At 66.5% G+C, this 25,800-nt stretch carries 27 protein-coding genes; 17 read left to right on the forward strand and 10 right to left on the reverse strand.

Annotated elements, in window-relative coordinates; genetic code table 11:
- Window positions 1-13: 13 nt before the first annotated feature.
- The gene (locus BSQ44_RS17135; RefSeq protein WP_072606343.1) at window positions 14-415 is read right to left on the reverse strand and encodes a hypothetical protein; all 402 of its coding nucleotides are present in this window, start codon (window positions 413-415) and stop codon (window positions 14-16) included.
- Between the two features lie 76 nt (window positions 416-491).
- Complete coding sequence (locus BSQ44_RS17140) at window positions 492-1,016, reverse strand: hemerythrin domain-containing protein (protein WP_083534788.1); 525 nt, start codon at window positions 1,014-1,016, stop codon at window positions 492-494.
- A 169-nt stretch (window positions 1,017-1,185) separates the two neighbouring features.
- Here BSQ44_RS17140 and ccoN point away from each other — a divergent pair, with 169 nt between their 5' ends.
- Genes ccoN through ccoP form a run of 4 tightly spaced genes read left to right on the forward strand, consistent with a single transcriptional unit; the run spans window position 1,186 to window position 4,599 of the window.
- Window positions 1,186-2,826: a cytochrome-c oxidase, cbb3-type subunit I gene (gene ccoN / locus BSQ44_RS17145; RefSeq protein WP_072606345.1), complete on the forward strand. Its 1,641-nt coding sequence runs from the start codon at window positions 1,186-1,188 to the stop codon at window positions 2,824-2,826.
- Between the two features lie 12 nt (window positions 2,827-2,838).
- Window positions 2,839-3,570, forward strand: a complete 732-nt coding sequence (gene ccoO / locus BSQ44_RS17150; RefSeq protein ID WP_072606347.1) for a cytochrome-c oxidase, cbb3-type subunit II — start codon at window positions 2,839-2,841, stop codon at window positions 3,568-3,570.
- Window positions 3,571-3,581: 11 nt separating this feature from the next.
- A complete protein-coding gene (locus BSQ44_RS17155; protein ID WP_072606350.1) occupies window positions 3,582-3,734 on the forward strand; it encodes a CcoQ/FixQ family Cbb3-type cytochrome c oxidase assembly chaperone in 153 nt (50 codons plus the stop codon).
- Between the two features lies 1 nt (window position 3,735).
- Window positions 3,736-4,599 carry a cytochrome-c oxidase, cbb3-type subunit III gene (gene ccoP / locus BSQ44_RS17160; RefSeq protein ID WP_072606352.1) on the forward strand — a complete coding sequence of 288 codons (864 nt, stop codon included), beginning with the start codon at window positions 3,736-3,738 and terminating at the stop codon, window positions 4,597-4,599.
- Between the two features lie 97 nt (window positions 4,600-4,696).
- Here ccoP and BSQ44_RS17165 read toward each other — a convergent pair whose 3' ends face one another.
- Entirely contained in the window at window positions 4,697-4,930 is a 234-nt protein-coding gene (locus tag BSQ44_RS17165) for a ribbon-helix-helix protein, CopG family (RefSeq protein ID WP_072606355.1), read from the reverse strand.
- Window positions 4,927-5,343: a putative toxin-antitoxin system toxin component, PIN family gene (locus tag BSQ44_RS17170; protein WP_072606368.1), complete on the reverse strand. Its 417-nt coding sequence runs from the start codon at window positions 5,341-5,343 to the stop codon at window positions 4,927-4,929. Before BSQ44_RS17170 ends, BSQ44_RS17165 begins: the two co-directional genes overlap by 4 nt.
- Before the next feature lie 186 nt (window positions 5,344-5,529).
- Here BSQ44_RS17170 and ccoG point away from each other — a divergent pair, with 186 nt between their 5' ends.
- From ccoG to BSQ44_RS17205, 7 genes are all read left to right on the forward strand, one after another.
- Window positions 5,530-7,107, forward strand: a complete 1,578-nt coding sequence (gene ccoG, locus BSQ44_RS17175) for a cytochrome c oxidase accessory protein CcoG (RefSeq protein WP_072606370.1) — start codon at window positions 5,530-5,532, stop codon at window positions 7,105-7,107.
- On the forward strand, window positions 7,104-7,601 hold the full coding sequence (locus BSQ44_RS17180) for a FixH family protein (RefSeq protein ID WP_072606372.1): 498 nt from the start codon (window positions 7,104-7,106) through the stop codon (window positions 7,599-7,601). Before ccoG ends, BSQ44_RS17180 begins: the two co-directional genes overlap by 4 nt.
- The gene (locus tag BSQ44_RS17185; protein WP_072606374.1) at window positions 7,598-9,868 is read left to right on the forward strand and encodes a cation-translocating P-type ATPase; all 2,271 of its coding nucleotides are present in this window, start codon (window positions 7,598-7,600) and stop codon (window positions 9,866-9,868) included. Before BSQ44_RS17180 ends, BSQ44_RS17185 begins: the two co-directional genes overlap by 4 nt.
- Entirely contained in the window at window positions 9,865-10,050 is a 186-nt protein-coding gene (gene ccoS / locus BSQ44_RS17190) for a cbb3-type cytochrome oxidase assembly protein CcoS (RefSeq protein WP_072606376.1), read from the forward strand. Before BSQ44_RS17185 ends, ccoS begins: the two co-directional genes overlap by 4 nt.
- Window positions 10,051-10,129: 79 nt before the next feature.
- Window positions 10,130-10,345 (forward strand): hypervirulence associated TUDOR domain-containing protein, encoded by a 216-nt coding sequence (locus BSQ44_RS17195; protein ID WP_072606377.1) that lies wholly within the window; start codon window positions 10,130-10,132, stop codon window positions 10,343-10,345.
- A gap of 143 nt (window positions 10,346-10,488) precedes the next feature.
- Window positions 10,489-11,472 (forward strand): sugar-binding transcriptional regulator, encoded by a 984-nt coding sequence (locus BSQ44_RS17200; protein WP_072606378.1) that lies wholly within the window; start codon window positions 10,489-10,491, stop codon window positions 11,470-11,472.
- A gap of 50 nt (window positions 11,473-11,522) precedes the next feature.
- The gene (locus tag BSQ44_RS17205; RefSeq protein ID WP_072606379.1) at window positions 11,523-13,577 is read left to right on the forward strand and encodes a bifunctional aldolase/short-chain dehydrogenase; all 2,055 of its coding nucleotides are present in this window, start codon (window positions 11,523-11,525) and stop codon (window positions 13,575-13,577) included.
- A gap of 15 nt (window positions 13,578-13,592) precedes the next feature.
- Here BSQ44_RS17205 and BSQ44_RS17210 read toward each other — a convergent pair whose 3' ends face one another.
- The 5 genes from BSQ44_RS17210 to BSQ44_RS17230 form a co-directional block, all read right to left on the reverse strand.
- Window positions 13,593-14,012 carry a type II toxin-antitoxin system VapC family toxin gene (locus tag BSQ44_RS17210; protein WP_072606380.1) on the reverse strand — a complete coding sequence of 140 codons (420 nt, stop codon included), beginning with the start codon at window positions 14,010-14,012 and terminating at the stop codon, window positions 13,593-13,595.
- Window positions 14,012-14,257 (reverse strand): type II toxin-antitoxin system VapB family antitoxin, encoded by a 246-nt coding sequence (locus tag BSQ44_RS17215; RefSeq protein ID WP_072606381.1) that lies wholly within the window; start codon window positions 14,255-14,257, stop codon window positions 14,012-14,014. Before BSQ44_RS17215 ends, BSQ44_RS17210 begins: the two co-directional genes overlap by 1 nt.
- 123 nt (window positions 14,258-14,380) lie before the next feature.
- A complete protein-coding gene (locus tag BSQ44_RS17220; protein WP_072606382.1) occupies window positions 14,381-15,433 on the reverse strand; it encodes a substrate-binding domain-containing protein in 1,053 nt (350 codons plus the stop codon).
- A gap of 45 nt (window positions 15,434-15,478) precedes the next feature.
- A complete protein-coding gene (locus BSQ44_RS17225) occupies window positions 15,479-16,540 on the reverse strand; it encodes an ABC transporter permease (RefSeq protein WP_083534789.1) in 1,062 nt (353 codons plus the stop codon).
- A 15-nt stretch (window positions 16,541-16,555) separates the two neighbouring features.
- A complete protein-coding gene (locus BSQ44_RS17230) occupies window positions 16,556-18,067 on the reverse strand; it encodes a sugar ABC transporter ATP-binding protein (RefSeq protein ID WP_072606383.1) in 1,512 nt (503 codons plus the stop codon).
- A gap of 122 nt (window positions 18,068-18,189) precedes the next feature.
- On the opposite strand from BSQ44_RS17230, the gene mtnK reads away from it, so the two are divergent.
- The 4 genes from mtnK (at window position 18,190) to BSQ44_RS17250 (ending at window position 21,692) form a co-directional block, all read left to right on the forward strand.
- Complete coding sequence (mtnK, locus tag BSQ44_RS17235) at window positions 18,190-19,476, forward strand: S-methyl-5-thioribose kinase (RefSeq protein ID WP_072606384.1); 1,287 nt, start codon at window positions 18,190-18,192, stop codon at window positions 19,474-19,476.
- The gene (mtnA, locus tag BSQ44_RS17240; RefSeq protein ID WP_072606385.1) at window positions 19,473-20,579 is read left to right on the forward strand and encodes an S-methyl-5-thioribose-1-phosphate isomerase; all 1,107 of its coding nucleotides are present in this window, start codon (window positions 19,473-19,475) and stop codon (window positions 20,577-20,579) included. The genes mtnK and mtnA overlap by 4 nt, the downstream gene beginning before the upstream one ends.
- Window positions 20,580-20,645: 66 nt before the next feature.
- On the forward strand, window positions 20,646-20,996 hold the full coding sequence (locus BSQ44_RS17245; protein WP_072606386.1) for a hypothetical protein: 351 nt from the start codon (window positions 20,646-20,648) through the stop codon (window positions 20,994-20,996).
- A gap of 234 nt (window positions 20,997-21,230) precedes the next feature.
- Window positions 21,231-21,692 carry a hypothetical protein gene (locus tag BSQ44_RS17250; protein WP_235633255.1) on the forward strand — a complete coding sequence of 154 codons (462 nt, stop codon included), beginning with the start codon at window positions 21,231-21,233 and terminating at the stop codon, window positions 21,690-21,692.
- Window positions 21,693-21,712: 20 nt separating this feature from the next.
- Here BSQ44_RS17250 and BSQ44_RS17255 read toward each other — a convergent pair whose 3' ends face one another.
- On the reverse strand, window positions 21,713-21,865 hold the full coding sequence (locus tag BSQ44_RS17255) for a DUF1127 domain-containing protein (RefSeq protein WP_072608123.1): 153 nt from the start codon (window positions 21,863-21,865) through the stop codon (window positions 21,713-21,715).
- Between the two features lie 174 nt (window positions 21,866-22,039).
- On the opposite strand from BSQ44_RS17255, the gene BSQ44_RS17260 reads away from it, so the two are divergent.
- A complete protein-coding gene (locus tag BSQ44_RS17260; protein ID WP_072606387.1) occupies window positions 22,040-23,455 on the forward strand; it encodes an aminotransferase-like domain-containing protein in 1,416 nt (471 codons plus the stop codon).
- 109 nt (window positions 23,456-23,564) lie between these two features.
- On the forward strand, window positions 23,565-25,793 hold the full coding sequence (purL, locus tag BSQ44_RS17265) for a phosphoribosylformylglycinamidine synthase subunit PurL (protein WP_072606388.1): 2,229 nt from the start codon (window positions 23,565-23,567) through the stop codon (window positions 25,791-25,793).
- The last annotated feature ends 7 nt before the right edge of the window (window positions 25,794-25,800 follow it).

Here is a 25,800-nt window from a genome sequence, read left to right on the forward strand (position 1 = left end):
GCCGCGAGGCCTCTCAATCCTGCCGGAAGCAGTGGTCCCGGCTTCCCACGCCGGGCATGTCATAGAGCAGGACGATCACCGGTTCGCCGTCCGCCACCCGCTCGGCGTTCATGCCGAGGATGGCGACCGCGTCGCCGTCGGATGGCGCGAGCGGTCCCGATAGCCATTCGAACGACCCGTCCGCGCCAAGCCGGAAAATGCCGCCGCCAGCGGCGAGATCGGTCATCGCATACGTGCGATCGGCGGAGAAATCGATGGAATGGCTGACGCCGCGCTCGCTGCGGCAGAGGTAGGAGCCGGCGACGAGGAGCGGCGATGCACGGTATTCCGGGTCGAGTTCGAACGGCTTTGCGTAGGCGCCGGCCGGCAGGGCCGCCATCAGGACCGCCAGTGCGATCGTCTCAACGCTCCGCACGGCCTTGCCACTCCTGCCTTGGAAACCGACGGCCAGCCTAGCGTTCCAGCGGCTCCTGTCCAGCAGGACCCAGTCGCTAGGCGTGCCGGTCGCCCGCCGAGGTCGCATGGATCAGCGGCAGGACGTGTTCCTGCTCGAACGCGACGTGGCGGCGCACACCCTCGAAGAAGGCGCGGAGCATGAAGCCGAGCGCTTCGGGGTTGGTGACGGCTTCGCCATGGCCGATCGCCAGCAGCGCTTCCGAAAGATCCTGCGCCGAGCATTCGTCCTCCACGTGCTCGGCCCGCAGGCGCTTCACCGTGCTTGCCGCGCGCTGGCCGGGTCCACCGACTTCGAAGGCCGGATAGACGATCTCTTCCTCGTAGCGATGGCATTCGCGAAGAAGAGGCACCAGCGAACTCGCCACCTCGAGGCACCGGAATCGATCGATGCTCGACGGCAGTCCGTCTGCGATGGCCTCCAGCGCGTCGCAGATGCCGAGCTTTCGCTCGTGCGCGCGGCCGAGTTCCACGCATGGCACCGCCCCCTCCCGTCCGCATGCGCCGGCGACCGGACAGATGTCCGGCTGCTCGCATGCCTGCGCCGCCGATTGCTTGTTCACCGGTGCGAATTCCCCTGCTGCACGGTTCGATCCGCAGAACGTGCCAGACCTCCCGGCGCCCGTTCTTGACCTGAATCAAGGCGGTGGGGGGTCCGAGGCGCGAGAAACCGGCACACGGGCGGCCACGAGTCGCCTGACTTTGGTTTCATGAGCGCGAGCGGGGAAAAAGATGAAATACGGCGCAGAAATCGTGGGGATAGGCCTCTTCGCCTTCCTGGCTCTGCTGGGTGCGGCCTTTGCGACCGACACCCTGTTCCAGCAACATATGTGGGTCCTCATGACGGTCCTCGTCATCAGCGCAGCCGTGCTCATGCGCAACACGTCATTCGGGCCGCGCGCCACGGCCGAGGCGGCGGCGATCCCCTTCAAGACGAACGGCACCGACTACCTGGACGGCGTCGTGCGCTACGGCGCCGTCGCCACCGTGTTCTGGGGTGTCGTCGGCTTCCTCGTTGGCGTGGTGGTGGCGCTTCAGCTCGCCTTCCCCGACTTGAACATCGAACCCTGGTTCAACTTCGGGCGCATGCGGCCGCTCCACACCTCCGCGGTCATCTTCGCTTTCGGCGGCAATGCGCTGATCGCGACGTCCCTCTACGTCGTGCAGCGGACATCCCGCGCACGTCTCTTCGGCGGCAATCTCGCCTGGTTCGTCTTCTGGGGCTACCAGCTCTTCATCGTCATGGCGGCGACCGGCTATCTGCTGGGCATCACCCAGGGCCGCGAATACGCCGAGCCGGAATGGTATGTCGACCTGTGGCTGACCATCGTCTGGGTCGCCTATCTCGTCGTCTTCCTCGGCACCATCATCAAGCGCAAGGAACCCCACATCTACGTGGCGAACTGGTTCTACCTGTCCTTCATCGTTACCATCGCGATGCTGCACGTGGTGAACAACCTGGCCATCCCGGTTTCGATCACGGGTATCAAGAGCTACTCGGCCTTCTCGGGCGTCCAGGATGCGCTGACACAGTGGTGGTACGGCCACAACGCGGTCGGCTTCTTCCTGACCGCCGGCTTCCTCGGCATGATGTACTACTTCGTGCCCAAGCAGGCCGGCCGCCCGGTCTATTCCTACCGGCTGTCGATCATCCACTTCTGGGCGCTGATCTTCCTCTACATCTGGGCAGGTCCGCACCACCTGCACTACACCGCCCTGCCCGACTGGGCGCAGACGCTGGGCATGGTGTTCTCCATCATGCTGTGGATGCCCTCCTGGGGCGGCATGATCAACGGCCTGATGACGCTGTCGGGCGCCTGGGACAAGCTCCGGACCGATCCCATCATCCGCATGATGGTGCTGGCGATCGCCTTCTACGGCATGTCGACCTTCGAGGGCCCGATGATGTCGATCAAGGCGGTGAACTCGCTCAGCCACTACACGGACTGGACCATCGGCCACGTGCATTCGGGCGCGCTCGGATGGGTCGGCATGATCTCCTTCGGCGCCATCTACTACCTGGTTCCGAAGCTGTGGTACCGCGAGCGGCTCTATTCGCTGCGCCTAGTGACCTGGCACTTCTGGCTCGCCACGATCGGCATCGTCATCTACGCCGCCGTGATGTGGGTCGCGGGCATCCAGCAGGGTCTCATGTGGCGCGAGTACGACGATCAGGGCTTCCTGGTCTACTCCTTCGCCGAGTCCGTCGCCGCGATGAAGCCCTACTTCGTCGTCCGTGCCCTGGGCGGCGCCCTCTACCTGGCCGGCGCGCTCGTCATGGCCTGGAACGTCTTCATGACCATCCGCGGCTACCAGCGCCAAGAGGAGCCCATCGGCGGCTTCGCTCCCGCTTCCGTGCAGCCCGCCGAATAAGGAACCTCACCGATGGCACTCATTGACAAGCATGCGATCCTGGAGCGGAACGCGACCCTTCTCCTGGTCGGTTCCTTCCTGGTCGTCACCATTGGCGGCATCGTCGAGATCGCGCCTTTGTTCTATCTCGAGAACACGATCGAGAAGGTGGAGGGGATGCGTCCCTATTCGCCGCTCGAACTCGCCGGCCGCGACATCTACATCCGCGAGGGCTGCTACGTCTGCCACTCGCAGATGATCCGGCCCTTCCGCGACGAGGTAGAGCGCTATGGCCACTACAGCCTCGCCGCCGAATCCATGTACGACCACCCCTTCCAGTGGGGATCGAAGCGCACCGGGCCCGACCTCGCCCGCGTCGGCGACCGCTATTCCAACGAATGGCACGTGCAGCACCTGACCGAGCCGCGCTCGGTCGTGCCGGAATCGGTCATGCCGAGCTATGCGTTCCTCAAGGAGACACCGCTCGAGGTGAAGGGCTTCTCCACCCACCTCGTCGCCAATGCCCGCGTCGGCGTGCCCTATACCGAGGAAATGATCGCCAGCGCGGAAGCCGACATGCGCGCCCAGGCGGACCCCGACGCAGACTGGTCGGGCATCGAGGAGCGCTATCCCAAGGCGAAACTCGGCGACTTCGACGGCGACCCGTCGGCGCTGACCGAAATGGACGCGCTCGTCGCCTACCTGCAGATGCTCGGCACGCTGGTCGACTTCTCGACCTACGACGAAGCCGCCGGCTACCGCTGAGGAGAACCGCCATGGAAATCTACACCGCCATGCGGCACTTCGCCGACAGCTGGGGTCTCCTGTTCATGACCCTGTTCTTTGTCGGCGCCGTGCTCTTCGCCTTCCGCCCCGGCAGCCGCAGGCATGCCGAAGAGGCCGCGCAAATCCCACTCAAGGACGACTGAAATGAGCAAGGAACACATCGACGAGGTATCCGGCGTCTCGACGACCGGACACGAGTGGGACGGCATCAGGGAGCTCAACAATCCGCTCCCGCGCTGGTGGGTCTGGACCTTCTACGCGACGATCGTGTGGGCGATCGGCTACATGATCTTCTATCCCGCGTGGCCGCTGGTCTCTTCGGCGACGACGGGGCTGCTCGGCTATTCGAGCCGCGCGGAGGTGCGCCAGGAGCTCGAGAACGCCGAAATCGCCAGGCGCGACTACGTCGGCGCGGTCCGCTCGTCCGAATTGAGCGACATCCTGGCCGACGACACGCTGCGCCAGTTCGCCACCGCGGCCGGCGCGGCGGCCTTCAAAGTCAACTGCATCCAGTGCCATGCGACCGGCGCGCAGGGCTCGCCGGGCTACCCGAACCTCAACGACGACGAGTGGCTGTGGGGCGGCGACATCGACGCGATCCACCAGACGATCGCGCACGGCATCCGCTTCGCAGGCGACGATGAGACCCGCATCTCCGAAATGCCCGCCTTCGGCGACATCCTGGAGCCTGACCAGATCAGGCAGACGGCGGCCTATGTCGCGTCGCTGACAGGAACGCCCTCCAGCCCGGAGATGGCGGAAGCGGGTGCGACGGTATTCGCGGAAAACTGCGCCGCCTGCCATGGCGACGATGCCAAGGGCATGAAGGATCTGGGCGCGCCGTCTCTCGCCGATCCCATCTGGCTCTACGGTTCCACCGAGGCCGAGATCGCCGCGCAGATCCGCGCACCAAGGCACGGGGTCATGCCCGCCTGGCAGGCGCGCCTGGGCGAGACGACCGTCAAGGAACTGGCAGTGTACATCCACTCGCTGGGCGGGGGAGAGTGAGGGGCGGCGCCATCGCTCTAAGCTTCCTCGAACAGGCATCCAAGGACCCGGCGCCCGCGCCGGGTTCTGTCTTTTTGGTACTCCTTCCGGGAGGCAGCTAGCCTTGGTCTGGCCCCGCGTCTTCCCGGTCCAGCCGGTCGAGTATGGCGAGAGCGGCCGGAACGTCGGCCATTGCCGCGTGCGCGCGAAACCGGGTCTCGGTGTCGAACGATGCGATCGCCTCGTAAGCCATGCGCTCGAAGAGCTTGTTCACGCTCATTCCGCGCGCCTTCGCAAGCCCCTTGAGCCGCTCGGCGGCGTCGTCCGGCAGTCGGATGGTCAAGGTGCTCATGTCAGCTGCTCCAGAAATTCGCGCGGCGTCATAATGCGTAGTTGGCGGAAGATCAGTTCGCCACGTGTGACGTCTCTAACATTGTGCGTCACGATGGCCGAGGCACGTCCGGCGATGGCCAGTTCGATCAGATGATTGTCCTTCTCGTCCGGCAGGTTGGGACGCCAGCCGAAATGGATCGTGACCCAGCGACCGGAATGCGCGAGCGCCATCAAAACCTGCCGCCTTTCTTCGGATGTCGTCTCCTCCGTCCAGATGTCCCGACCAAGCACGTCTTCGTATTCGAGCCAGAGCGCGTTCCCGAACAAAGGCCTGATCAGACCCAATAATGCGCGGCGGATCACTTCACGCGACGCCCCGCCTTGCGATCGCAACGCGGAGACAAAGACACTTGTATCGAGCACGACGTCCATCGGCCATGATGGCATATATGCTGGCATCCGAGAACCCGCAATTCTTCTCGGATGGCTGGACGCATGTCCGAGATCGCTTCACCGTCCGGCCCGCACCATCCCCCTCCCCGCATTTGACGCTGATCAAGGCCGCATGTGCGCGGCCGTGGGAGAAGCCGGACAAACCTGCCAGCAGAGTGCCCGCCGATGAACGTGACCGTGAAGAATCCCCCCTCCTCCGGGACCGTCGAACGTCTTGATGCCGAGGCGGTGAATTCGGCGAAGATTCGTCAGCCGCTCTATGCGCCGCGCAAGAAGATCTTTCCCAAGCGCGCCAGCGGCGGCTTCCGCCGCTTCAAGTGGCTGATCATGGCGATCACGCTCGGCATCTACTACCTGACGCCCTGGCTGCGCTGGGACCGCGGCCCCTTCGCGCCCGACCAGGCGGTGCTGATCGACCTCGCCAACCGGCGCTTCTATTTCTTTTTCATCGAGATCTGGCCGCAGGAGTTCTTCTACGTCGCCGGCTTGCTCGTCATGGCCGGCATCGGGCTCTTTCTCGTCACCTCGACCGTCGGCCGGGCCTGGTGCGGCTACACCTGCCCGCAGACGGTCTGGGTCGATCTGTTCCTCGTCGTCGAGCGGGCGATCGAGGGCGACCGCAATGCCCGCATCAAGCTCGATGCCGGACCATGGACGCTCGACAAGGTGGCCAAGCGGGTCTCGAAACACGCGATCTGGCTGGCGATCGCGGTTGCGACCGGCGGCGCCTGGATCTTCTATTTCGCCGACGCGCCCTCGCTGCTCGGCGACTTCCTCACAGGCAGCGCCGCCCCGGTGGCCTACATCACCGTCGCGGTGCTCACCGCCACGACCTACACCTTCGGCGGCCTGATGCGCGAGCAGGTCTGCACCTACATGTGCCCCTGGCCGCGCATCCAGGCGGCCATGCTCGACGAGCATTCTCTCACCGTCACCTACAATGACTGGCGTGGCGAACCGCGCTCCCGCCATGCCAAGAAGGCGGCTGCCGCGGGCGAGGTCGTCGGCGATTGCGTCGATTGCAACGCCTGCGTGGCGGTCTGCCCCATGGGCATCGACATCCGCGACGGTCAGCAGCTCGAATGCATCACCTGCGCGCTGTGCATCGACGCCTGCGACAGTGTCATGGACAAGGTCGGCAAGGAGCGCGGGCTGATCTCCTATGCCACGCTCAGCGATTACAATGCCAACATGGCGATCGCCACGGCCGGCGGAACGACCGCCATCGATCCCCGCCGGGTGCGCGACGGCGGCAAGCTCTCCGACAGGATCGCGCACTTCCACCTGCGCAAGATCTTCCGTCCCCGCACCTTCATCTATCTGGGAATCTGGACGATCGTCGGCCTTGCCCTCCTGACGGCGCTCCTGTCGCGCGACCGGCTGGAGGTCAACGTGCTGCACGACCGCAATCCGCAGTTCGTGACGCTGTCGGACGGCTCGATCCGCAACGGCTACACCGTCAAGCTGCTCAACATGATCCCCGAACCGCGCGTGATCTTCGTTTCCATCCAAGGGCTGCCCGGCGCGGTGATGACGGCGAACGGCATCGACCAGCCGGAGGGCCGCTCGCTGGCTATCCCGGTGGAGCCGGACAAGCTGCGCACGCTCAAGGTCTTCGTGCGCCAGCCGGCGCGCCACGTCGCGCACGAGACCCAGCATTTCCGCTTCGTCGTCGAGGACAAGGCAAGCTTCGAGACCGACGAATACAAGGCCACGTTCAATGCACCGGAGAGAAGACGATGAACCAGCGCGGTAAGACGTCCGGCGAATTCACCGGCAGGCACATGCTCATCATCATGCTGGCCTTCTTTGGCGTGATCATCGCCGTCAACCTCACCATGGCGAGCTTCGCCAACTCCAGCTGGTCGGGGCTGGTCGTGAAGAATTCCTATGTCGCCAGCCAGGAGTTCAACGAAAAGGCGGCCGCTGGCCGGGCGCAGGCGGCACTCGGCTGGTCGGCCACCATGGCCTATGCCGACGGAGAGTTCGCCTATTCGCTGGCCGACCGGGACGGGAAGCCGGTGAGGATCGACGGCGGCGTCGTGCAGTTCCGCCGCCCGATCACCGACGTCGACGACCACTCCGTAGGTCTCACCAAGAAAGGCCGCGGACGGGCCTCCGCTGCGGTCTCCCTCGGCGACGGCGCATGGATCGTCGAGGTCGACGCGGACGCCGGCATGGAGACGCCTTTTCGCGACGTGCGGCGGGTGACGATCCGGGGCGGCGTGCTGCAATGAGCTGCTGCGCGCCCGGCGTCGAGACCGCCGCCGAACTGGATAAATCCGAAAGTTCCGGCCCTTCGGCGGAGGAGCTGCTGCTTTCCAGCCGTGCCGTGGGCGAAGGGCTGCGTCAGACCGACCTGTCGGTCCCGGGCGTCCACTGCGGCGCCTGCATCCATGCGATCGAGACGGCGCTGTCGAAGCTCGACGGCGTCGAAAGCGCGCGGGTGAACCTGTCGGCCCGGCGCGTGTCGGTGCGGTGGCGCGAGGATACCATGCCGCCGATCGTGGAGACGCTGAACCGAACCGGTTACGCGGCCCACCTTTTCGACGAGCTCGCCGAAGGCAAGGACCGGGCGCTCGCCGAACTGGTCCGCGCAACCGGGATTGCAGGCTTCGCCGCGGCCAACATCATGCTCCTGTCGGTGTCGGTCTGGTCAGGCGCCGAGGATGCGACACGCGACCTCTTCCACTGGATTTCCGCGCTGATAGCCCTGCCCGCGCTCTACTTCGCCGGCGGTATCTTCTACCGCTCGGCCTGGAACGCGCTGCGCCACGGCACCATGAACATGGACGTGCCAATCGCGCTCGGGGTCACGCTTGCCTATGCGCTCAGCCTCTACGACACGATCAACCACGGCCAGGAAGCCTATTTCGACGCCGCCGTCTCGCTGCTCTTCTTCCTCCTGATCGGCCGGACGCTCGACCACGTCATGCGCGACCGGGCGCGCACCGCCGTCACCGGGCTGGCGCGTCTGGCCCCGCGCGGCGCGATGCGCCTGCGCGACGACGGCACGCGCGAATACCTGCCCGTGAACGAGATCGAACCCGGCATGCGCCTGCACGTCGCGGCCGGAGAACGCATACCGGTGGACGGCGTGGTCGCGGAAGGCGCATCTGACCTGGACTGCGCCTTGGTGACCGGCGAGAGCGCGCCGCAATATGCCGGTGTCGGCGAAGAGGTCCGCGCCGGCATGCTGAACCTCACCGGGCCGCTGGTCCTGAAGGCGACCGCGCGTTCGCAGGATTCCTTCCTGGCCGAAATGATCCACCTGATGGGCGTCGCCGAGGGCGGGCGGGCGCGGTACCGCCGGATCGCCGACCGCGCCTCGGCGCTGTATTCGCCGGTGGTCCATCTCACCGCCCTCGTTACCTTCGTCGCCTGGTTCGCCGTCTCCGGCGATTTCCACAAGGCGACGACCATCGCCATCGCGGTGCTGATCATCACCTGCCCCTGCGCGCTGGGGCTCGCCGTGCCGATCGTCCAGGTCGTGGCGGCGCGCCGCCTCTTCGAGGAAGGCATCATGGTCAAGGACGGGTCCGCCATGGAGCGCCTTGCCGAAATCGACCATGTCGCCTTCGACAAGACCGGGACGCTGACGATGGGCAGGTCGCGGCTGACCAACGCATCGGAGATCGGCGCTCGGACCATGGCGCTCGCCGCCAGCCTCGCGCGGCACTCCAGGCACCCGCTTTCGAAGGCGATCGTCGCCGCGGCGGGAAATCCGGTTTCCGGAATTCCGTTCGACGAAATCCGAGAGATCCCCGGCTGCGGCGTGGAAGCCGTATCGGAGGGGAGCGTCTGGCGGCTCGGACGGGCGGGATGGGCGCTCCGCGGCGACGGACGTAAGGACTTGGGGGGCGAGACAGTTCTTTCCCGCGACGGGGAAAGGCTCGCGAGGTTCGACTTCGAGGACCAGGTGCGCACCGGCGCCGCGAGAGCCGTTGCCGATCTCCGGCAGGCGGGATGTTCCGTGGAAATCCTGTCGGGTGACGCGCGACCGTCCGTTGCCTCGCTTGCCGTCCAGATGGGCGTGGAAACCCACAGTGCCGAAATGTTGCCGGCCGGCAAGGCGGAGCGGCTGCGGGAACTCGCGGACCAGGGTCGCAAGACGATGATGGTCGGCGACGGCCTGAACGATTCCCCTGCTCTCGCCGCCGCCCATGTGTCCATGGCACCCTCCACGGCCGCCGACATCGGTCGCAACGCTGCCGACTTCGTGTTCCTGCGCGACAGCCTGACGGCAGCCCCGCACGCGCTGGCGGTCTCGCGCAAGGCGGGGCGGCTGATCCGGCAGAACCTCGGACTGGCGATCGTCTACAACGCGGTGGCCGTGCCGGTGGCGATATCCGGCCACGTGACGCCGCTGATAGCGGCCGTGGCGATGTCGGCCTCGTCGATCCTGGTGATTGCCAACGCCATGCACCTCCATGTGGGGAATCGGGCCGAAGCCGAAGCTAGCCCCGCGACCGACGGGATCAAGCTCGTGGCAGGTGCGGCATGACGGCCTTGATCTATCTGATACCGGTGGCGCTCGCGCTCGGCGCCCTGGGGCTCGCCGCCTTTCTCTGGAGCCTGCGCAGCGGCCAGTACGAAGACCTGGACGGGGCGGCAGAGCGGATCCTTGTCGACGACGACGAACCGCCGGCTCCGCGCCGCCGATCCTCCCCCTCCGCATGCAAGTGATCCGGTACACCTTCCAGCATCTGGAACGATTCGCCGTCCCGGACTCTTTCTCCCGCAGAAGAAGACCAGGAGCCAGGCAATGGACACGTACTCCAAGGGCACGAAGGTGTCCTGGCGGTGGGGCGCCCACACCGCCGAGGGCAGGATCTCGCGCCAGTTCACCAGCGACGTGAAACGAACGATCAAGGGCACCGAGGTGAAGCGGCACGCCTCGCAGGACGAGCCCGCCTACATGATCGAACAGGACGACGGCGCGCGTGTCCTGAAGAGCCATTCCGAGCTGCGGAAGCTCTAATGCCCGGCCCCGGGGCGCCGGCCGACTGACGGCATTCGCCGGGTCCTCGCCGACCCGCCGATCGCCGCCCATCCTCCACCCGCTCATGCGCGGACGTTGACTTTTGTCAATGCCCGTGACTAATGACAATCGGGAGGAGGCACATGGCGTATCGTCCGGCAGAACAGATCGTCCACAAGGCCGCTTGGCTCTATTACACCCATGGCCTGCGCCAGGACGAAGTAGCCCAGCGCCTCAACATCTCGCGCGCCTCGGTCGCCCTGTACCTGCGCCGCGCGCGCGAGACGGGTGTCGTCAACATCGCTACCTCGACCCACCTTTTTCGCGAAGACATGCTGGCGCGGCGTCTTGAAGAAGTGTTCGGGCTCGAGACCGTCTGGCTGGTCGGGCGCGAGGGTTTGATTGCCGATCCCGCCGCCGAGATACCGCGGCTCGCCGCCAACGTCTTCGTCGACATGGTGGGCAATGGCGACCGGGTGGGCGTTGCCTGGGGCCGTACGGTCTACGCCATCGCCGATGCCATGGCCTATGCCGACCGCGAAGGCGTCACGGTGGTCGAGATGTGCGGCAATCTCGGATCGCCCTATTCCTACCGGCCCGACCAGTGCACCATGGAGATCGCGCGGCGCTTCAACGCGCGTGGACTGAACTTCTACGCCCCCCTCGTGCTCAGCACCGAAGCGCTCGCCGGCGACCTGCGCAGCGAACCGGTGATCCGCGAACAGCTCGACGGGATCGGCAGCTGCGACATGGCGCTGTTCAGCGTCGGGACGCTCGACGCCGACAGCCACGTCATCAAGTGCGGCGCGCTGGAACTCGCGGAACTGGCACGGCTGAAGGAACTGGGGGCCGCGGGCGTCATCGCCGGGCAGATCATCGATGCCGAGGGCCGCCTGCTCGACTGCGACTACAACCGGCGTGTGATCTCGGCAGACTTCGACGCCATCCGGGCGATTCCGCGTCGGCTCATGGTCGTGCAGGAAGACGAGAAGCTCGGGCCGCTCGAAGCGGCGATCAAAGGGCGCTTCTTCACCCACCTGATCGTGACCTCAACCGTCGGCGCCCGCCTGCTGAAACGCGCCGGACATGACCTCGCCGGCACGACGGCGACCGAAGCGATCGCCTGACCGACCGGTCGTCGCAAGCAACCACCAATCTTGGACCAAACGGGAAGACCATGCAGAACCTCTGGAACGACAGCGACGCCCGCAAACTCGTCGAGACCTACGCGGCCAAGGGCGTATCGGAAGATCTGGCACTGCGGGTCTACACGACGCGTCTGCTGGGCGGCGAACCGCGCCTGGTGCTTCACGGTGGCGGCAACACCTCGCTGAAAACGAAGGCCTCCGACATCCTGGGGCGGGAATGGGACGTGCTGTGCGTGAAAGGCAGCGGCTGGGACATGGGCGTGATCGAGCCGGCCGGACTTCCGGCGGTAAAGCTCGACGCCCTGCTCGACGCCCGCAAGCTCGACACGCTCGGCGACGAGGCGATGGTCGCCATGCAGCGCGCCAACCTGGTCGACCCCTATGCGCCGAACCCCTCGATCGAGACCCTGCTCCACGCCTTCCTGCCACACAAATTCGTCGACCATACCCATTCGACGGCGATCCTGGCCCTCGTTGACCAGCAAGACAGCGAGCCGCTCTGCCGCGAGGTCTTTGGCAAGCGCATGGGTTTCGTGCCCTACATCAAGCCCGGCTTCGATCTCGCCAAGGCGGCGGCCGACATCTACGACGCGGACCCCTCGGTGGAGGGGCTGATCCTCGACAAGCACGGCATCTTCACCTTCGCCGAGGATGCCCGCACCGCTTACGACCTGATGATCGAGTTCGTCACCATGGCGGAAGACCACGTGGCGAAGAAGGGCCGGACGCCGTTCCGGCCGGTGTCCCTGCCAGCCAGTATCGCGACTCCACGCGACATCGGGCGGTACCTGCGCGGTGCCATCGCGATCCCAGAAGGCGACGGCCGGTTCGGCCGCATGGTCTCGGATTTCCGCACATCCCCGAAGATCCTCGACTACGTGAACGCGCAGAACGCGGAGGAACTGGCGACGCGCGGCGTCTCGACGCCGGACTTGTCGATCCGCATCAAGACGGGTCCGATGGTTCTGCCCGCGCCCGAGGCGGGAAAACTCGACGGCTATGGCGAAGTGGTGCGCGAGCGCGTCGCCGGCTTTGCTGCCCGCTACCGAGACTATTTCGACACCAACGACGCGAAAGACACGGTGCCGCGCACCATGCTCGATACCATGCCGCGGCTCACGCTCGTGCAAGGCCTCGGCCTCTTCGGCCACGGCCGCAGCAAGAAGGAAGCCAGGATTGCAGCCGACGTCGGCGAGATGCTGGTGGAGGCGGTGACGGGCGCCGAGGCGATCGGCTCCTTCCATCCCCTGCCCCTCTCCGACCTCTTCGAGCTCGAATACTGGTCTCTCGAACAGGCCAAGCTCGCCTCCAACAAGCCCAAGCCGCTCTCCGGCCAGGTCGTCGTCGTCACCGGCGGCGCCGGCGCGATCGGCGCGGCGACCGCCAGGACCTTCGCCGCGCAAGGCGCGCATGTCGTCGTGGTCGATCTCGACGCCGACAGGGCGAAGGAGACCGCGCGGACGGCCGGCAACGACGCGATCGGGGTGGGCGCCGACGTCACCGATCCGGCCGCCGTCCGCGCCGCTTTCGAGCGGGCGACGAACGTCTTCGGCGGGGTCGACATCGCGATCTCCAACGCCGGCGCGGCCTGGGAGGGCGGGATCGGCGATCTGGACGACGCGACGCTGCGCAGAAGCTTCGAACTCAACTTCTTCGCCCACCAGCACGTGGCGCAGAACGCAGTGCGCATCTTTCGCATGCAGGGCACCGGCGGCGTGCTGCTCTTCAACACGTCCAAGCAGGCGGTCAATCCCGGCCCCAACTTCGGCGCCTATGGCCTGCCCAAGGCCGCCACGCTCTTCCTGTCTCGGCAATACGCGCTGGAATACGGCAAGTTCGGCATCCGCTCCAACGCCGTCAACGCCGACCGCGTGCGCTCTGGCCTCCTGACCGATGAGATGATCGCCAGCCGCTCCAAGGCGCGCGGGCTGTCAGAGAAGGATTACATGGGCGGAAACCTGCTCGGGCTGGAAGTGCGCGCCGAAGACGTGGCGCAGGCCTTCCTGCATCACGCGCTGGCCGAACGCACGACGGGTGACGTGACGACGGTGGATGGCGGGAACATCGCGGCGGCGTTGAGGTAAGGTGGAGGGGCGGCGCTACGCCCGATCCGTCCGGCTGAAGTCGTCGCCCTTGTAGAGCAGCGGCACGCCGACGGAGCGAGCGCAGGCATAGGCGAAGCAGTCGCCGAAGTTGAGCGCTGCCGGGTGGCCGACGAGTTTGCCGTAGATCGATTGCGCATCGAGCGCCAGCGAGCCCACCTGCGGCGAAACCGGAACTTCCTCGATCTGCATGCGTGCGAGGAACGCATCGAGTACCTGACGGACAGCATCGAACGTCGCGGGGGTCGGTCTCGAAGCGGGCGGGGTTTGCTTGCGAGCGAGAGCCAGGACCACTTCGAAGCGAACCAGCGGGGAGATGAAGAGACCGGTGGTGCTCTCCTCCAGCCGGGCAAAGATTTCCTCCCAGCCCTCCTCGACGCCGAGGATGGCGACGATCGCCGAGGCGTCGACGAACATCAGATGTCGCCCCACATTTCGTCCATGAAACGCTTCATGTCGAAATCGGGGTCGCTCGGGCCAAGCGCGGCGATCTTCTCCTGAAGCTCGGCGATACCGGCCACGCGCGTGCGCTGCCGCTTAACGCGCTCCAGTTCGTTCTCGAGAGCGACTCGGACCGCGTCCTTCTTCGTGGTGGTCTTGAGGGCCTTTTGCAACTCGACCGCCAGGCTGTCGACAGCCTTGTCCCTGATGAACAGCGCCATGAGATATCTCCTGCGAGCGCAGTATATATCCCGCGGGAGGAACGGTAAACGCCCGGTCTTCCGCGCGCCGAAAAGGGCGGCCCTGTCCGGACCGCCCTTCCCTCTCATCAGTCCATTCGGCGCCTATTCGTTCGGGTTCGGCATCCAGTCTGGCATGGCCACGTCGGCATGGGCGAACTGCGGCAGCTTGGCCGAGAGTTCCTCCATGTTCTTGATATCCTGGTCGTTCAGGTCCGCCTGAGTGATCAGGGTCGGCGGCACGATCACGCTGGCGCCGGGTTCCTCGCCGGCGAGCAGCATGGCGAGAGCGCGCACCGAAACCTGGCCGACGACCGCCGGGTTGGTGGCGGCAGTGGCGACCCAGGCGCTGCCGGGTTCGCGCATGGCGGAGATGTCGGCGGTCGAGATGTCGGCGGAGTAGATCTTGATCGAGCTCGACAGGCCGGCCTCGTCCACGGCAATCTTCACGCCCTTGGCGAACTCGTCATAGGGCGCGAACATGACCTGGATGTCGGGGTTGGCAGTGACCACCGAACGCGCCTGGTTGGCGACCGAGTTGGCGATCGGATTGTCGAGCGTGCCGAACTGCGCGACCTCTTCGATGCCCGGATACTTTGCCTTGAATTCCCGCCAGGTCTCGTCGCGGCGGTCAAGCGGCGCGATGCCGGCGACGTAGACGTAGCCCGCCTTCCAGGCCTCGCCATTGTCCTTTACGGCCTGCTCGAGAGCCAGGCGGGCGAGGTCGCGGTCGGACTGCTCGATCTGCGGGATGGCCGGGTTCTCGACGTTGACGTCGAAAGCGACGACCTTGATGCCGGCATCCACCGCGCGCTGCGCGGCATCCTTCATGGATTCGGTCAGCCCGTGCTGGATGATGATGCCGTCGACGCCGAGCGCGATCGCCTGGTCCACCATGTCGGACTGGAGCGCGGCGTCCTGGCGGCTGTCGAGGACGCGCAGATTGACGCCGAGCGCCTTGGCCTGGGCTTCCACGCCCGACAGATAGGCCTGGAAGAAGTCGCCGGTCGACAGATAGCGCACCAACGCGATCTCGACGTCGCCCGGATTGTCGAACGGCGCCGGCTTGTCCTGCGCCGCGGCAAGCGCCGGCCACAGCAGGGTGGCTCCCATGAGGCCGGCGGCGAGCCGGCCGAGGTGTCTACGCGAAATTCTCATGCTTTCCTCCACTTTTTACGTTTGGCATTTCCGGACGTTCCCGCCCTAGCGGCCATTGCGGCCGAGGAGCGCGAAGGTGAACACGAGCGCGATGACGAGCACCGCGCCCTTGACGAAATCCTGCGTGTAATAGGGCACGTTCATCATAGTCAGCCCCTGCAGCAGGATGCCGACGAAGAGCGCGCCGATGGCCGTGCCGAACGCGTTGGGCTTGGCGGCACCCAGGACCGCGAAGCCGATCAGCGCCGCGGCGACCGCGTCGAGCAGGAGATTGTTGCCGGACGCGATGTCGCCGCGCCCCAGCCGGGCGGCGAGCAGGATGCCGCCGATCGAGGCGAACACGCCCGAGATGACGTAGGCCCAGATCTTGTACGCCTTGACCGGCGCACCGGCGAACTCCGCCGCGCGCGCGTTGGAGCCAACGGCGTACATCATGCGGCCGAAGCGCGTGTATTCGAGGAAGAACCAGATCAGGATGGCGAGCACGATCAGCACCACCACCGATGCCGGCACGAGGTCGGCGATGAAGAAATCGAAGCGGTGGCGGCCGAGCGCCAGGAACTCGGCGCTGAAGGTGCCCTGCGCTGTCGAGCCGTCCGGCAGGGTCATGCCGGCGGCGATCGAGCGGCCCTCGGTCGGGATGCGCTGGACGCCGATCAAGAGAAACATCATGCCGAGCGTGGCGAGCAGGTCCGGCACTCGCATGTAGCAGATGATGAGGCCGTTGATCAGGCCGACCAGCGCGCCGATGGCAAGGCACGCCAGCACCGCCACGAGCGCGTTCTGCTCCAGCACGACCATGACGTAGGCCGCCGCCATCATCGCCGACGTCGCGATGGAGCCGATCGACAGGTCGAAGCCCCCGACCACCAGCGTGGCGGTGACGCCCAGCGCCAGGATGCCGGTGATCGAGACGGACTGGAGGATGAAGACGGCGGCCTGCGGGGAGGCGAAGCCGCGGGTGGCGAGCGAGAAGAAGACGACGAGCCCGAAGAGCAGCGCCAGGAAGCCGTAGCGGATTGCCAGCGACCGCAGCCCGAGGCGCGGGCGCGCTGCCACCGCATCGCCAGCCTGCACCACCGGGCGTTCCGCCACGTCGCTGTCCATCGTCACCCGTTCCCTCTACGCCGCGCCCTGGAGGCGCTTGCCCGCGACCTCGGCGAGCAGCAGGTCTATGTCGATGTCGCGGTTGAGGTGCTCGCCCACGATCGTGTGTTCCGACATGACGAGGATCCGGTCGGCCGTCTCCAGCGCCTCGTCCAGTTCCGTGAGGAACAGCAGCGTCGCGCGGCTGCCGGCGCTCTCGCGCAGCTTGGCCGCGATATCGTGGCGCGCCGAGATGTCGACGCCCTGGAACGGCTCGTCGAGCACCAGCAGGCGCGACGGCTGGGTAAGCCAGCGCGCCACCGTCACCTTCTGCTGGTTGCCGCCCGATAGCGTCGCCAGATCATCCCGCTCCGACTGGCAGACCACGTTCATGTCGGCGATCCGCTCGCGCGCGGCCGCCCGTTCGCCGCGCCGGCTGGCGACGCCAAAGCGCGAAAAGCGCGGCAGGAAGGGCAGGCTCATGTTTTCGTAGATGTTGAAGTCCGGCACGATGCCGGTGCGCGCCCGATCCTTGGCGACGAGGAAGACGCCGCTGCGGATCGCGTCCGCCGGCGTCCGCGGTGCGTAGGGCGCGCCGTCGAGGCTCATCGAGCCGAAGACCGGCGCCGACAGCCCGAAGATGGTTTCCGCAAGTTTCGTCTTGCCAACGCCGACCAGTCCGGTGATGGCGACGACCTCGCCGGTGCCGAGCGCCAGCGAGAAAGGCCGGGCGCCCCGATGGATGCACAGGTCGGTCGCGGTGAAGACGCGCCGGTCGGCATCGCGCGAGGCGAGCCCGCCGGAGTTCAGGTTCTGCCCGAGCATGGCGTTGACCGCGCCCTCGTAGTCGAGCGGCTTTTCGTCGAAGACGCCGGCGATGCGCCCGTCGCGCAGGCTGATAATGCGGTGGGCGAGACGGCGGATGTCGGACATGCGGTGCGAGATGTAGAGGATCGCCACGCCGCGCTCGCGCAGCCGGTCGATCAGGGAAAAGAGACGGGAGGCCTCATTGCTCGACAGCGACGAGGTCGGCTCGTCGAGGATCATCACCTTCGGCTCGCGCGCCATGGCACGCGCGATCGCCACCATCTGGCGGTCGGCGAGCGAGAGTTCGGTGACGTCGGCCCGCAAGTCAATGTCGAGGCCCATGCGCCCGGCGACTTCGGCCGCCTCGCGGCGGATGCGGCGGGGATTGAAGAACGCGCCGGAACCGGGGCCATTCAGCCGATCGAGGACGAGGTTCGTCGCGACGTCGAGGTCCCCGACGACGCCGTCGTCGATGTTCTGGTGCACGGTCACGACACCGGCCCGCATGGCGTCGGCCGGCGATCCCGGGAGGAACGGCGCGTCGCCCAGCATCATCACGCCGCGGTCGGCGCGGTGGATGCCGCTCATGATCTTGACGAGGGTGGATTTTCCGGCGCCGTTGGCTCCCATGAGCACGGTGACCTCGCCGGCGCGCAGGTCGAGCGCGATGCCGCGCAGCACCTCGTTCGGCCCGAACGATTTCCCCAGCCCCGCGATCCGGAAAACGGCGGTGTCTGCCATGCACTCCTCCCGATCCGACGCTAGGCACCGCCCGAGCAATTGTCAACATCATTGACAAATGACAGAGCCTTGCTAGCGTAATCGCGCTCCGGGCGGCGGTCCGGGACGTGAGGAGGAGCAATATGCAGGAGATCGCGTTCAAGGCCCTGTCGGTCGAGACGTTGGGCCGGAGGCTCGGCGGCGTCGCGGCGGTGGCTGACCGCGTCGGCGGCGCGGCCGAAAACTGGAAGATCCGCGAGGTCGGCGACGGCAACCTCAATCTCGTCTTCATCGTGGAAGGCGAGGCCGGCACGGTCGTGGTCAAGCAGGCACTTCCCTATGTCCGCCTCGTCGGCGACAGCTGGCCGCTCCCCCTGAAACGCTCCTTCTTCGAATACAATGCTCTTGTGCGCCAGCAGCAGAGAGCGCCGGGCATGGTGCCGGAGATCTTCCACCACGACGAGGCGCAGGCGCTAGTGGTGATGGAGTTCCTGTCGCCCCACATCATCCTGCGCCGCGCGCTGATAAAGGGCGAGCAGCTGCCGCGCATCGCCGAGGATCTCGGGCTGTTCATGGCGCGGACACTGTTTCGCGGCTCCGACCTTTCGCTCACGCCGCGCGTACGCAAGGAGGACATGGCGCTGTTCGCCGACAATGTTGAACTGTGCGACATCACGGAAAACCTCGTCTTCACCGATCCCTATTTCGACGCGCCGATGAACCGGCACACGCCGGGCCTCGACCCGGTCGTGGCCCGGCTGCGCGCCGATCGCGACCTGAAGGTCGAGGCGCAGAAGATTAAGCATCTCTTCGCCGCCAAGGCGGAGACGCTGGTGCACGGCGACCTCCACACCGGCTCCGTGATGGTCACGCCCGGCGACACGCGCATCATCGATCCGGAGTTCGCCTTCTACGGGCCGATCTCCTTCGATGTCGGCATGCTGCTCGCCAACTACTGGATGTCGTTCTTCTCGCAGGCTGGCCACGAGACGGAAGGCTCGCGCGACGCGATGCGGGCATACCTGCTGTCGGTGATCGAGAAGACATGGTCAGTGTTCCGCACGGAGTTCTCGCATCTGTGGCGCACCGAGCGCACCGGCATGCTCTACCACCGCAGCCTCTACGAGGACCAGGGCGACGATCTCGCCTCCGAGCAGGCGCTCGGCCATCTGCTGCACGAGGTATGGACCGAGTTGCTGGGCTTTGCCGGCGTCGAGATCCACCGCCGCATCCTGGGTCTCGCCCACAATGCCGATTTCGAGGACATCGCGGACGAGACGGCACGCGCGCAATGCGAGACCGCGGCGCTGGCGTTCGGCAGGCACATCGCCGTGAACCGCCGCCACATCCAGTCGCTCGCCGAGATCAATGCGCTCGCCGAGACGCTGAACGGCGCGCGGAAATCGATGCTCGCGGAGAAGGCTTCATGAAGGTTTCCGGCAGGCACTACCGCACGATCTGGGTCAATGAGGACGGCTGGTCGGTCGACATCATCGACCAGCGCTGGCTGCCGCACGATTTCCGCGTCGAGACGGTCCGCACCGTCGACGGCATCGCCACCGCGATCCGCGACATGTGGGTGCGCGGCGCGCCGCTCATCGGCGTCACCGCAGCCTACGGCGTGGCGCTGCGCATGCGCGAGGACGCCTCCGACGCCTCGCTCGATGCGGCATGGGAGACCCTGCACGCGACCCGGCCGACCGCGATCAACCTGCGCTGGGCGCTCGACGAGATGCGCCGCGTGCTGCGTCCGCTTCCTGTCTCCGAAAGGGCAAAGGCCGCCTATCGTCGCGCCGCCGAGATCGCCGACGAGGACGTGGAGCTGAACCGCGGCATCGGCCGGAACGGACTGGAGATCATCCGGACGATCGCGGCCAAGAAGAAGCCAGGCGAGCCGGTCAACATCCTTACCCACTGCAATGCCGGGTGGCTTGCCACCGTCGACTACGGCACGGCGACCGCGCCGATCTATCTCGCGACGGAAGCCGGGATACCGATCCACGTCTATGTCGACGAGACGCGGCCGCGAAATCAGGGCGCGCACCTGACGGCGTGGGAGATGGCGGGCCACGGCGTTCCGCACACGCTGATCGTCGACAACGCCGGCGGCCATCTGATGCAGCATGGCATGGTCGACATGGTGATCGTCGGCACCGACCGCACGACGGCCAACGGCGACGTCTGCAACAAGATCGGCACCTACCTGAAGGCGCTCGCGGCGAAGGACAATGGCGTGCCCTTCTATGTCGGCCTGCCCTCCCCCACCATCGACTGGACCGTACGCGACGGCGTGAAGGAAATCCCGATCGAGGAGCGGTCGGCCGACGAGGTCTCGCTGGTCTGGGGCCGCGACGAGGACGGCAAGACCCGGCAGGTGCGGATTTCCCCCGAGGCGACGCCCTGCGGCAACTACGCCTTCGACGTCACGCCCGCTCGCCTCATCACCGGGCTCATCACCGAGCGCGGCATCGCCGACGCCTCTGCTGAAGGACTGGCCCGGCTCTTCCCCGAGCGCAGCGGCATGGCGGCCTGAGGAAGCGACCGCGAGCGGTACGGCGCCGAGGTTGCGCCTCCCGACGATCGAAGTCATCATGCCCGCATGAGACTTCTTTGTCTTCTCGCCGTCAGTCTTCTGGCCGGCTGTGCCAGTCCCGCGCCCGTCTCGTCGGTCTATCCGCCGACGGATCCGGACGACGTCGATACCTCCTGGACGCCGACGACAGGCGCGGTCATGCTGGGACGGGTGAGCGGACATGCCTGTTCCGAAAAATACATCGACAGGCGCGATCCGTCGAAGACGGCGGCGCGCCGTGCCCTGAAGGAAGAAGCGGCAAAGCTTGGTGCGACGGGTATCCATCGCGTGACATACGTCGACCTGGGCACATTCGGTCCCTGCCGCGGTAAGCAGGGTGTCGAGGCAACCGGCATCGCCTACAGGGACGCCGATTGACCGCGTTGGTGGGTATCCCTCAGGGAACCTGTCGCAAGATCTCGTCTCTGATCCGGAACTTGTCTTGCGCCGGAGATGTTCTGGCAGCGGATTCGCTTTGATCCTATCATCGGCAGCGACTCGCGGTCCGTGCCGCACGGCGAGTCGGGCATCCATTATCGCCTGTGGAACGATCCGGACGGATGCATGCGATCTGGCGTACTGGTGCCGACGGCCTTCGGAGAACGGGTTCGGATGAAGATGTCGAATATCGATGGGCGGCGAGCCGGACGCGGGAATCGCGCCGACGGGAGAGGCGTGCGAACGGCCCTGCTCCTTTGCGTCGTCGCGCTGACTGCGTGCCAGTCGGCGCCCGCCGGCCCCGGAGCGGTCGCGACCTCGTCCAAGAGCGCGGCGTTGCGTACCATGGAGCAGGTGGCAATCAATGCGCACAAATGCTGGTTTGCCAGCAATGACCCGGCGTTCCGCAGCTACAGCTTCGCCAACGAGCTGAATTCTTTCTCCGGCCGGCCGCGCTTCCTTCTGGTGCCGAAGAGCAATTTCGGCGGAAAGCCGATGCTCGTCGTGCAGGCGGAAGGCGAACCGGCCCGGGTGGATGCATTCGGCCCGCTGATGGACCAACCCGTCGGCACCCGCGTCTCCGCCGACCTGAAGAGATGGATCGGCGGTTCGGCCTCCTGCACGCAGACGGCGTGACAAGCGACCCGACCGGACAGCTATTTCCAGAACGGCCGCGATGCTTCGCGGTGCGCCATCGAGCGGGAGATGCCGATATCCTTCAGCTGGTCGTCCGACAGCGCCAGGAGGTCGCGCCTCTGCCGCCGCCGCTCGAACGCATCCTCGATGCGGCGCAGAATCCAGGACAGCACATGCCTCAAACCAGGGCGGCGAACCGCGGCTGATCCGACGGATTCCGCATGCCCAATCTGTGTCGAATACATTGCGCTCATTGTTCCTATCCTTATACTCGATTGTACCCGCTCTTCGTCCCAGCCGATGTATGTATTGACTCACATTGCAGGACAATATAGAGAATTGTCACAATGACAAATTGGATGCCGAAACTCGCCGAAGGGGCTGGGCCGCTGTATCTGCGGCTCGCCGGTCAGATCGAGAGCGACATCGCCTCGGGCACGCTGCCCGTCGGTGCGAAACTCCCGCCACAACGCAACCTCGCCTACGACATCGGTGTCACGCTCGGCACGGTGGGCCGCGCCTATGCGCTGGTGCGCGAAAAGGGGCTGGTGTCGGGGGAAGTGGGCCGCGGGACTTTCGTCCTCGGCAGCGAGAGCGCAAGGACGTCGGCCCCTCATCCGACACCGGATTTCTTCGGCGGCACCCGCGCACTCGTCTCGCCGCCCGGCCTGCTGCGGCTCGATACGACCGCCGCGCCCGATGTCGGCCAGACCGCCGCCATCGAGACCGTGACGGCACGCATCGCGCGCGACCAGACGAGGCACAGCCTGGACTACGTCCGCGCCCCGGCGCCCTCATGGCGCGAAGCCGGCAGGGCATGGCTCGCCGCAGGCGACTGGCAGCCGGAGACGGACGACATCGTGCCGGCACTGGGCGCCCACGCGGCGATCCTCGCCGTCATCGCGGCCGTGACCGCGCCGGGCGACCGTATCGTCTTCGAGCAGCTCACCTATTCCTCGGTGGCGCGCAGTGCGGCGCTGATCGGCCGGCGACCGGTGGCGGTCGACATGGACGACGAGGGCATGTGCCCGGAGGATTTCGAGCATCTCTGCGCCCAGCAGCATCCGAAGATGGCGTTCCTGATGCCCGACATGCAGAACCCGACGCTCGGCGTTATGTCGGAAGCACGGCGGCGGCAGATCGCCGAGATCGCGCGGCGCTACAATGTCTGGCTGATCGAGGATGCGGTCTACGGTTCGCTGATCGGGGAGCGGGCGATCCCGCTCGCCGCACTAGCCCCGGAGCGGACGTTCCACGTCGGGGGGCTCTCCAAATCCGTGGCGGCGGGCATCCGCGCCGGCTGGGTCGCCTGCCCGCCCTACTACGCCGCCCGCGTCCAGACCGCCTACCGGATGCTGACCGGCGGCAAGCCCTTCCTGCTCGCCGAACTCGCCGCGCGGCTGGTGCTGTCGGGCGAGGCGGACGCGATCCGCACCAGGGTGCGACGGGAAATCGCCGAGCGCGAGGCCATCGCCCGCCAGCTTCTGGCCGGGCTCGACTTCGCCTCCGGCCCGCAGGCGCCGTTCCTCTGGATGAAGCTTCCCGAGCCGTGGCTTTCGGGCATCTTCCGTAACGCCGCGTCGAACGAGGGCGTGCTGATCGACGAAGAGGACGAGTTCAAGCCCTCGCGCACTGACAAGATCTTCCACCGCATCCGCATCGCCTTTTCGGATCCCCCCGCCCGTGACGACATGCGGCGCGGCCTGGGAACCATCCGCCGCTTGCTCGAGGGCGGCGCCGCCGGCCACGACAACTTCGGCTGATCGGGACGACCCCGCATTTTCAGTGGCTTTTTGGCTGCGCTCGGGTGCATCCGGGCCGGCGTTGCGCTATGGGGACGGCAGCATCGCGCCTTCGGAGTCCACGGCTGGCATGAACATCCCCAACACCGTTCCCATCACCCCGGAACTGATCGCCGCGCACGGGCTCAAGCCGGACGAATTCCAGCGCATCCTCGACCTGATCGGGCGCGAGCCGAGTTTCACCGAGCTCGGCATCTTCTCGGCGATGTGGAACGAGCACTGCTCCTACAAATCGTCCAAGAAATGGCTGCGCACACTCCCGACCAGCGGTCCGAGGGTCATCCAGGGGCCGGGCGAGAATGCCGGCGTGGTCGACATCGGCGACGGCGACTGCGTGGTCTTCAAGATGGAGAGCCACAACCATCCCTCCTTCATCGAGCCCTACCAGGGGGCGGCGACGGGGGTCGGCGGCATCCTGCGCGACGTCTTCACCATGGGCGCGCGGCCGATCGCGGCGATGAACGCACTTCGCTTCGGCGCACCGGACCATCCGAAGACGAAACATCTCGTGGCCGGCGTGGTGGCGGGCGTCGGAGGCTACGGCAATTCCTTCGGCGTGCCGACGGTCGGCGGCGAAGTGAACTTCGATCCGCGCTACAACGGCAACATCCTCGTCAACGCTTTCGCCGCGGGCCTCGCGAAGACCGACGCGATCTTCTACTCGAAGGCCGAGGGCGTTGGACTGCCGGTCGTCTACCTCGGCGCCAAGACCGGCCGTGACGGTGTCGGCGGCGCCACGATGGCCTCGGCCGAGTTCGACGAGAGCATCGAGGAGAAGCGCCCGACCGTGCAGGTCGGCGATCCGTTCACGGAAAAATGCCTGCTGGAAGCCTGCCTCGAACTGATGGCCTCGGGCGCCGTCATCGCCATCCAGGACATGGGCGCGGCGGGCCTGACCTGCTCGGCCGTGGAAATGGGTGCCAAGGGCGATCTCGGCATCCGACTCGAACTCGACCAGGTGCCGGTACGCGAGGAGCGCATGTCGGCCTACGAGATGATGCTGTCGGAGAGCCAGGAGCGGATGCTCATGGTGCTGCGCCCCGAAAAGGAGGAGGAAGCGAAGGCGATCTTCCGCAAATGGGGCCTCGACTTCGCCGTCGTGGGCCGCACGACCGACGACCTGCGCTTTCGCATCCACCACCAGGGCGACGAGGTCGCGAACCTGCCGATCAAGGAACTCGGCGACGAGGCGCCGGAGTACGATCGCCCCTGGGCCGAGCCGAAGGCCCCTTCCCCGCTCGCGGCCGATGACATCCCGCAGGCGGACGTCGCCGATTCCCTCCTGAAGCTGCTCGGTTCGCCCGACCTGTCGAGCCGGCGCTGGGTGTGGGAACAGTACGACACGCTGATCCAGGGCAATTCGCTGCAGATGCCCGGGGGCGATGCCGGCGTCGTGCGCGTCGAGGGGCATCCAACGAAGGCACTCGCCTTCGCATCCGACGTCACGCCTCGCTACTGCGAAGCCGACCCCTACGAGGGCGGCAAGCAGGCGGTCGCCGAATGCTGGCGCAATCTCACAGCGACCGGCGCCCTGCCGCTTGCCGCGACGGACAACCTGAACTTCGGCAATCCCGAGCGGCCCGAAATCATGGGCCAGTTGGTGCGCGCCATCGCCGGCATCGGCGACGCCTGCCGCGCGCTGGAATTCCCGATCGTGTCGGGCAACGTCTCGCTCTACAACGAGACAAGCGGGACGGGCATTCCGCCGACGCCGACAATTGCTGGCGTCGGGCTGCTCCCGGACTGGTCGAAGATGGCGCGGATCGGGTTCGCCGCGCCAGGACAGATGATCCTGCTCGTCGGCGCGCCGCCCTCGTGGGGAACGCATCTCGGCCAGTCGGTCTACCTGCGCGATATCCACGGCCGTGCGGACGGGCCACCGCCGCCCGTCGACCTGGCGCACGAGAAGAAGGTCGGCGATCATGTCCGCTCGCTCATCGAGCGCGGCATCGTGACCGCCGCGCACGACCTGTCGGACGGCGGCCTGGCGGTCGCGCTAGCGGAGATGGCCATGGCATCGGGCATCGGGGCAACCATTCCCGGACTGGTCGACGCCGACCCGGTTTCCGTCTTCTTCGGCGAGGACCAGGGGCGCTATCTGCTGACGCTCGGCATCGACCCCGACGGCGACGAATGGGACGCGTTGCGGGCCGAACAGGAGGGCCTCGGCATCTTCGCGCCGTGGATCGGGTCGACGGGCGGGACTTCCTTGAAGCTCGGCGAGGCGCGTGCGATACCGGTCGGCGAATTGAAGGCCGCGCACGAATCCTGGTTCCCCGGGTTCATGGACTGCAACTGACCGAGGT

This window comes from Aquibium oceanicum, assembly GCF_001889605.1.
In the GTDB taxonomy this organism is placed as follows: domain Bacteria; phylum Pseudomonadota; class Alphaproteobacteria; order Rhizobiales; family Rhizobiaceae; genus Aquibium; species Aquibium oceanicum.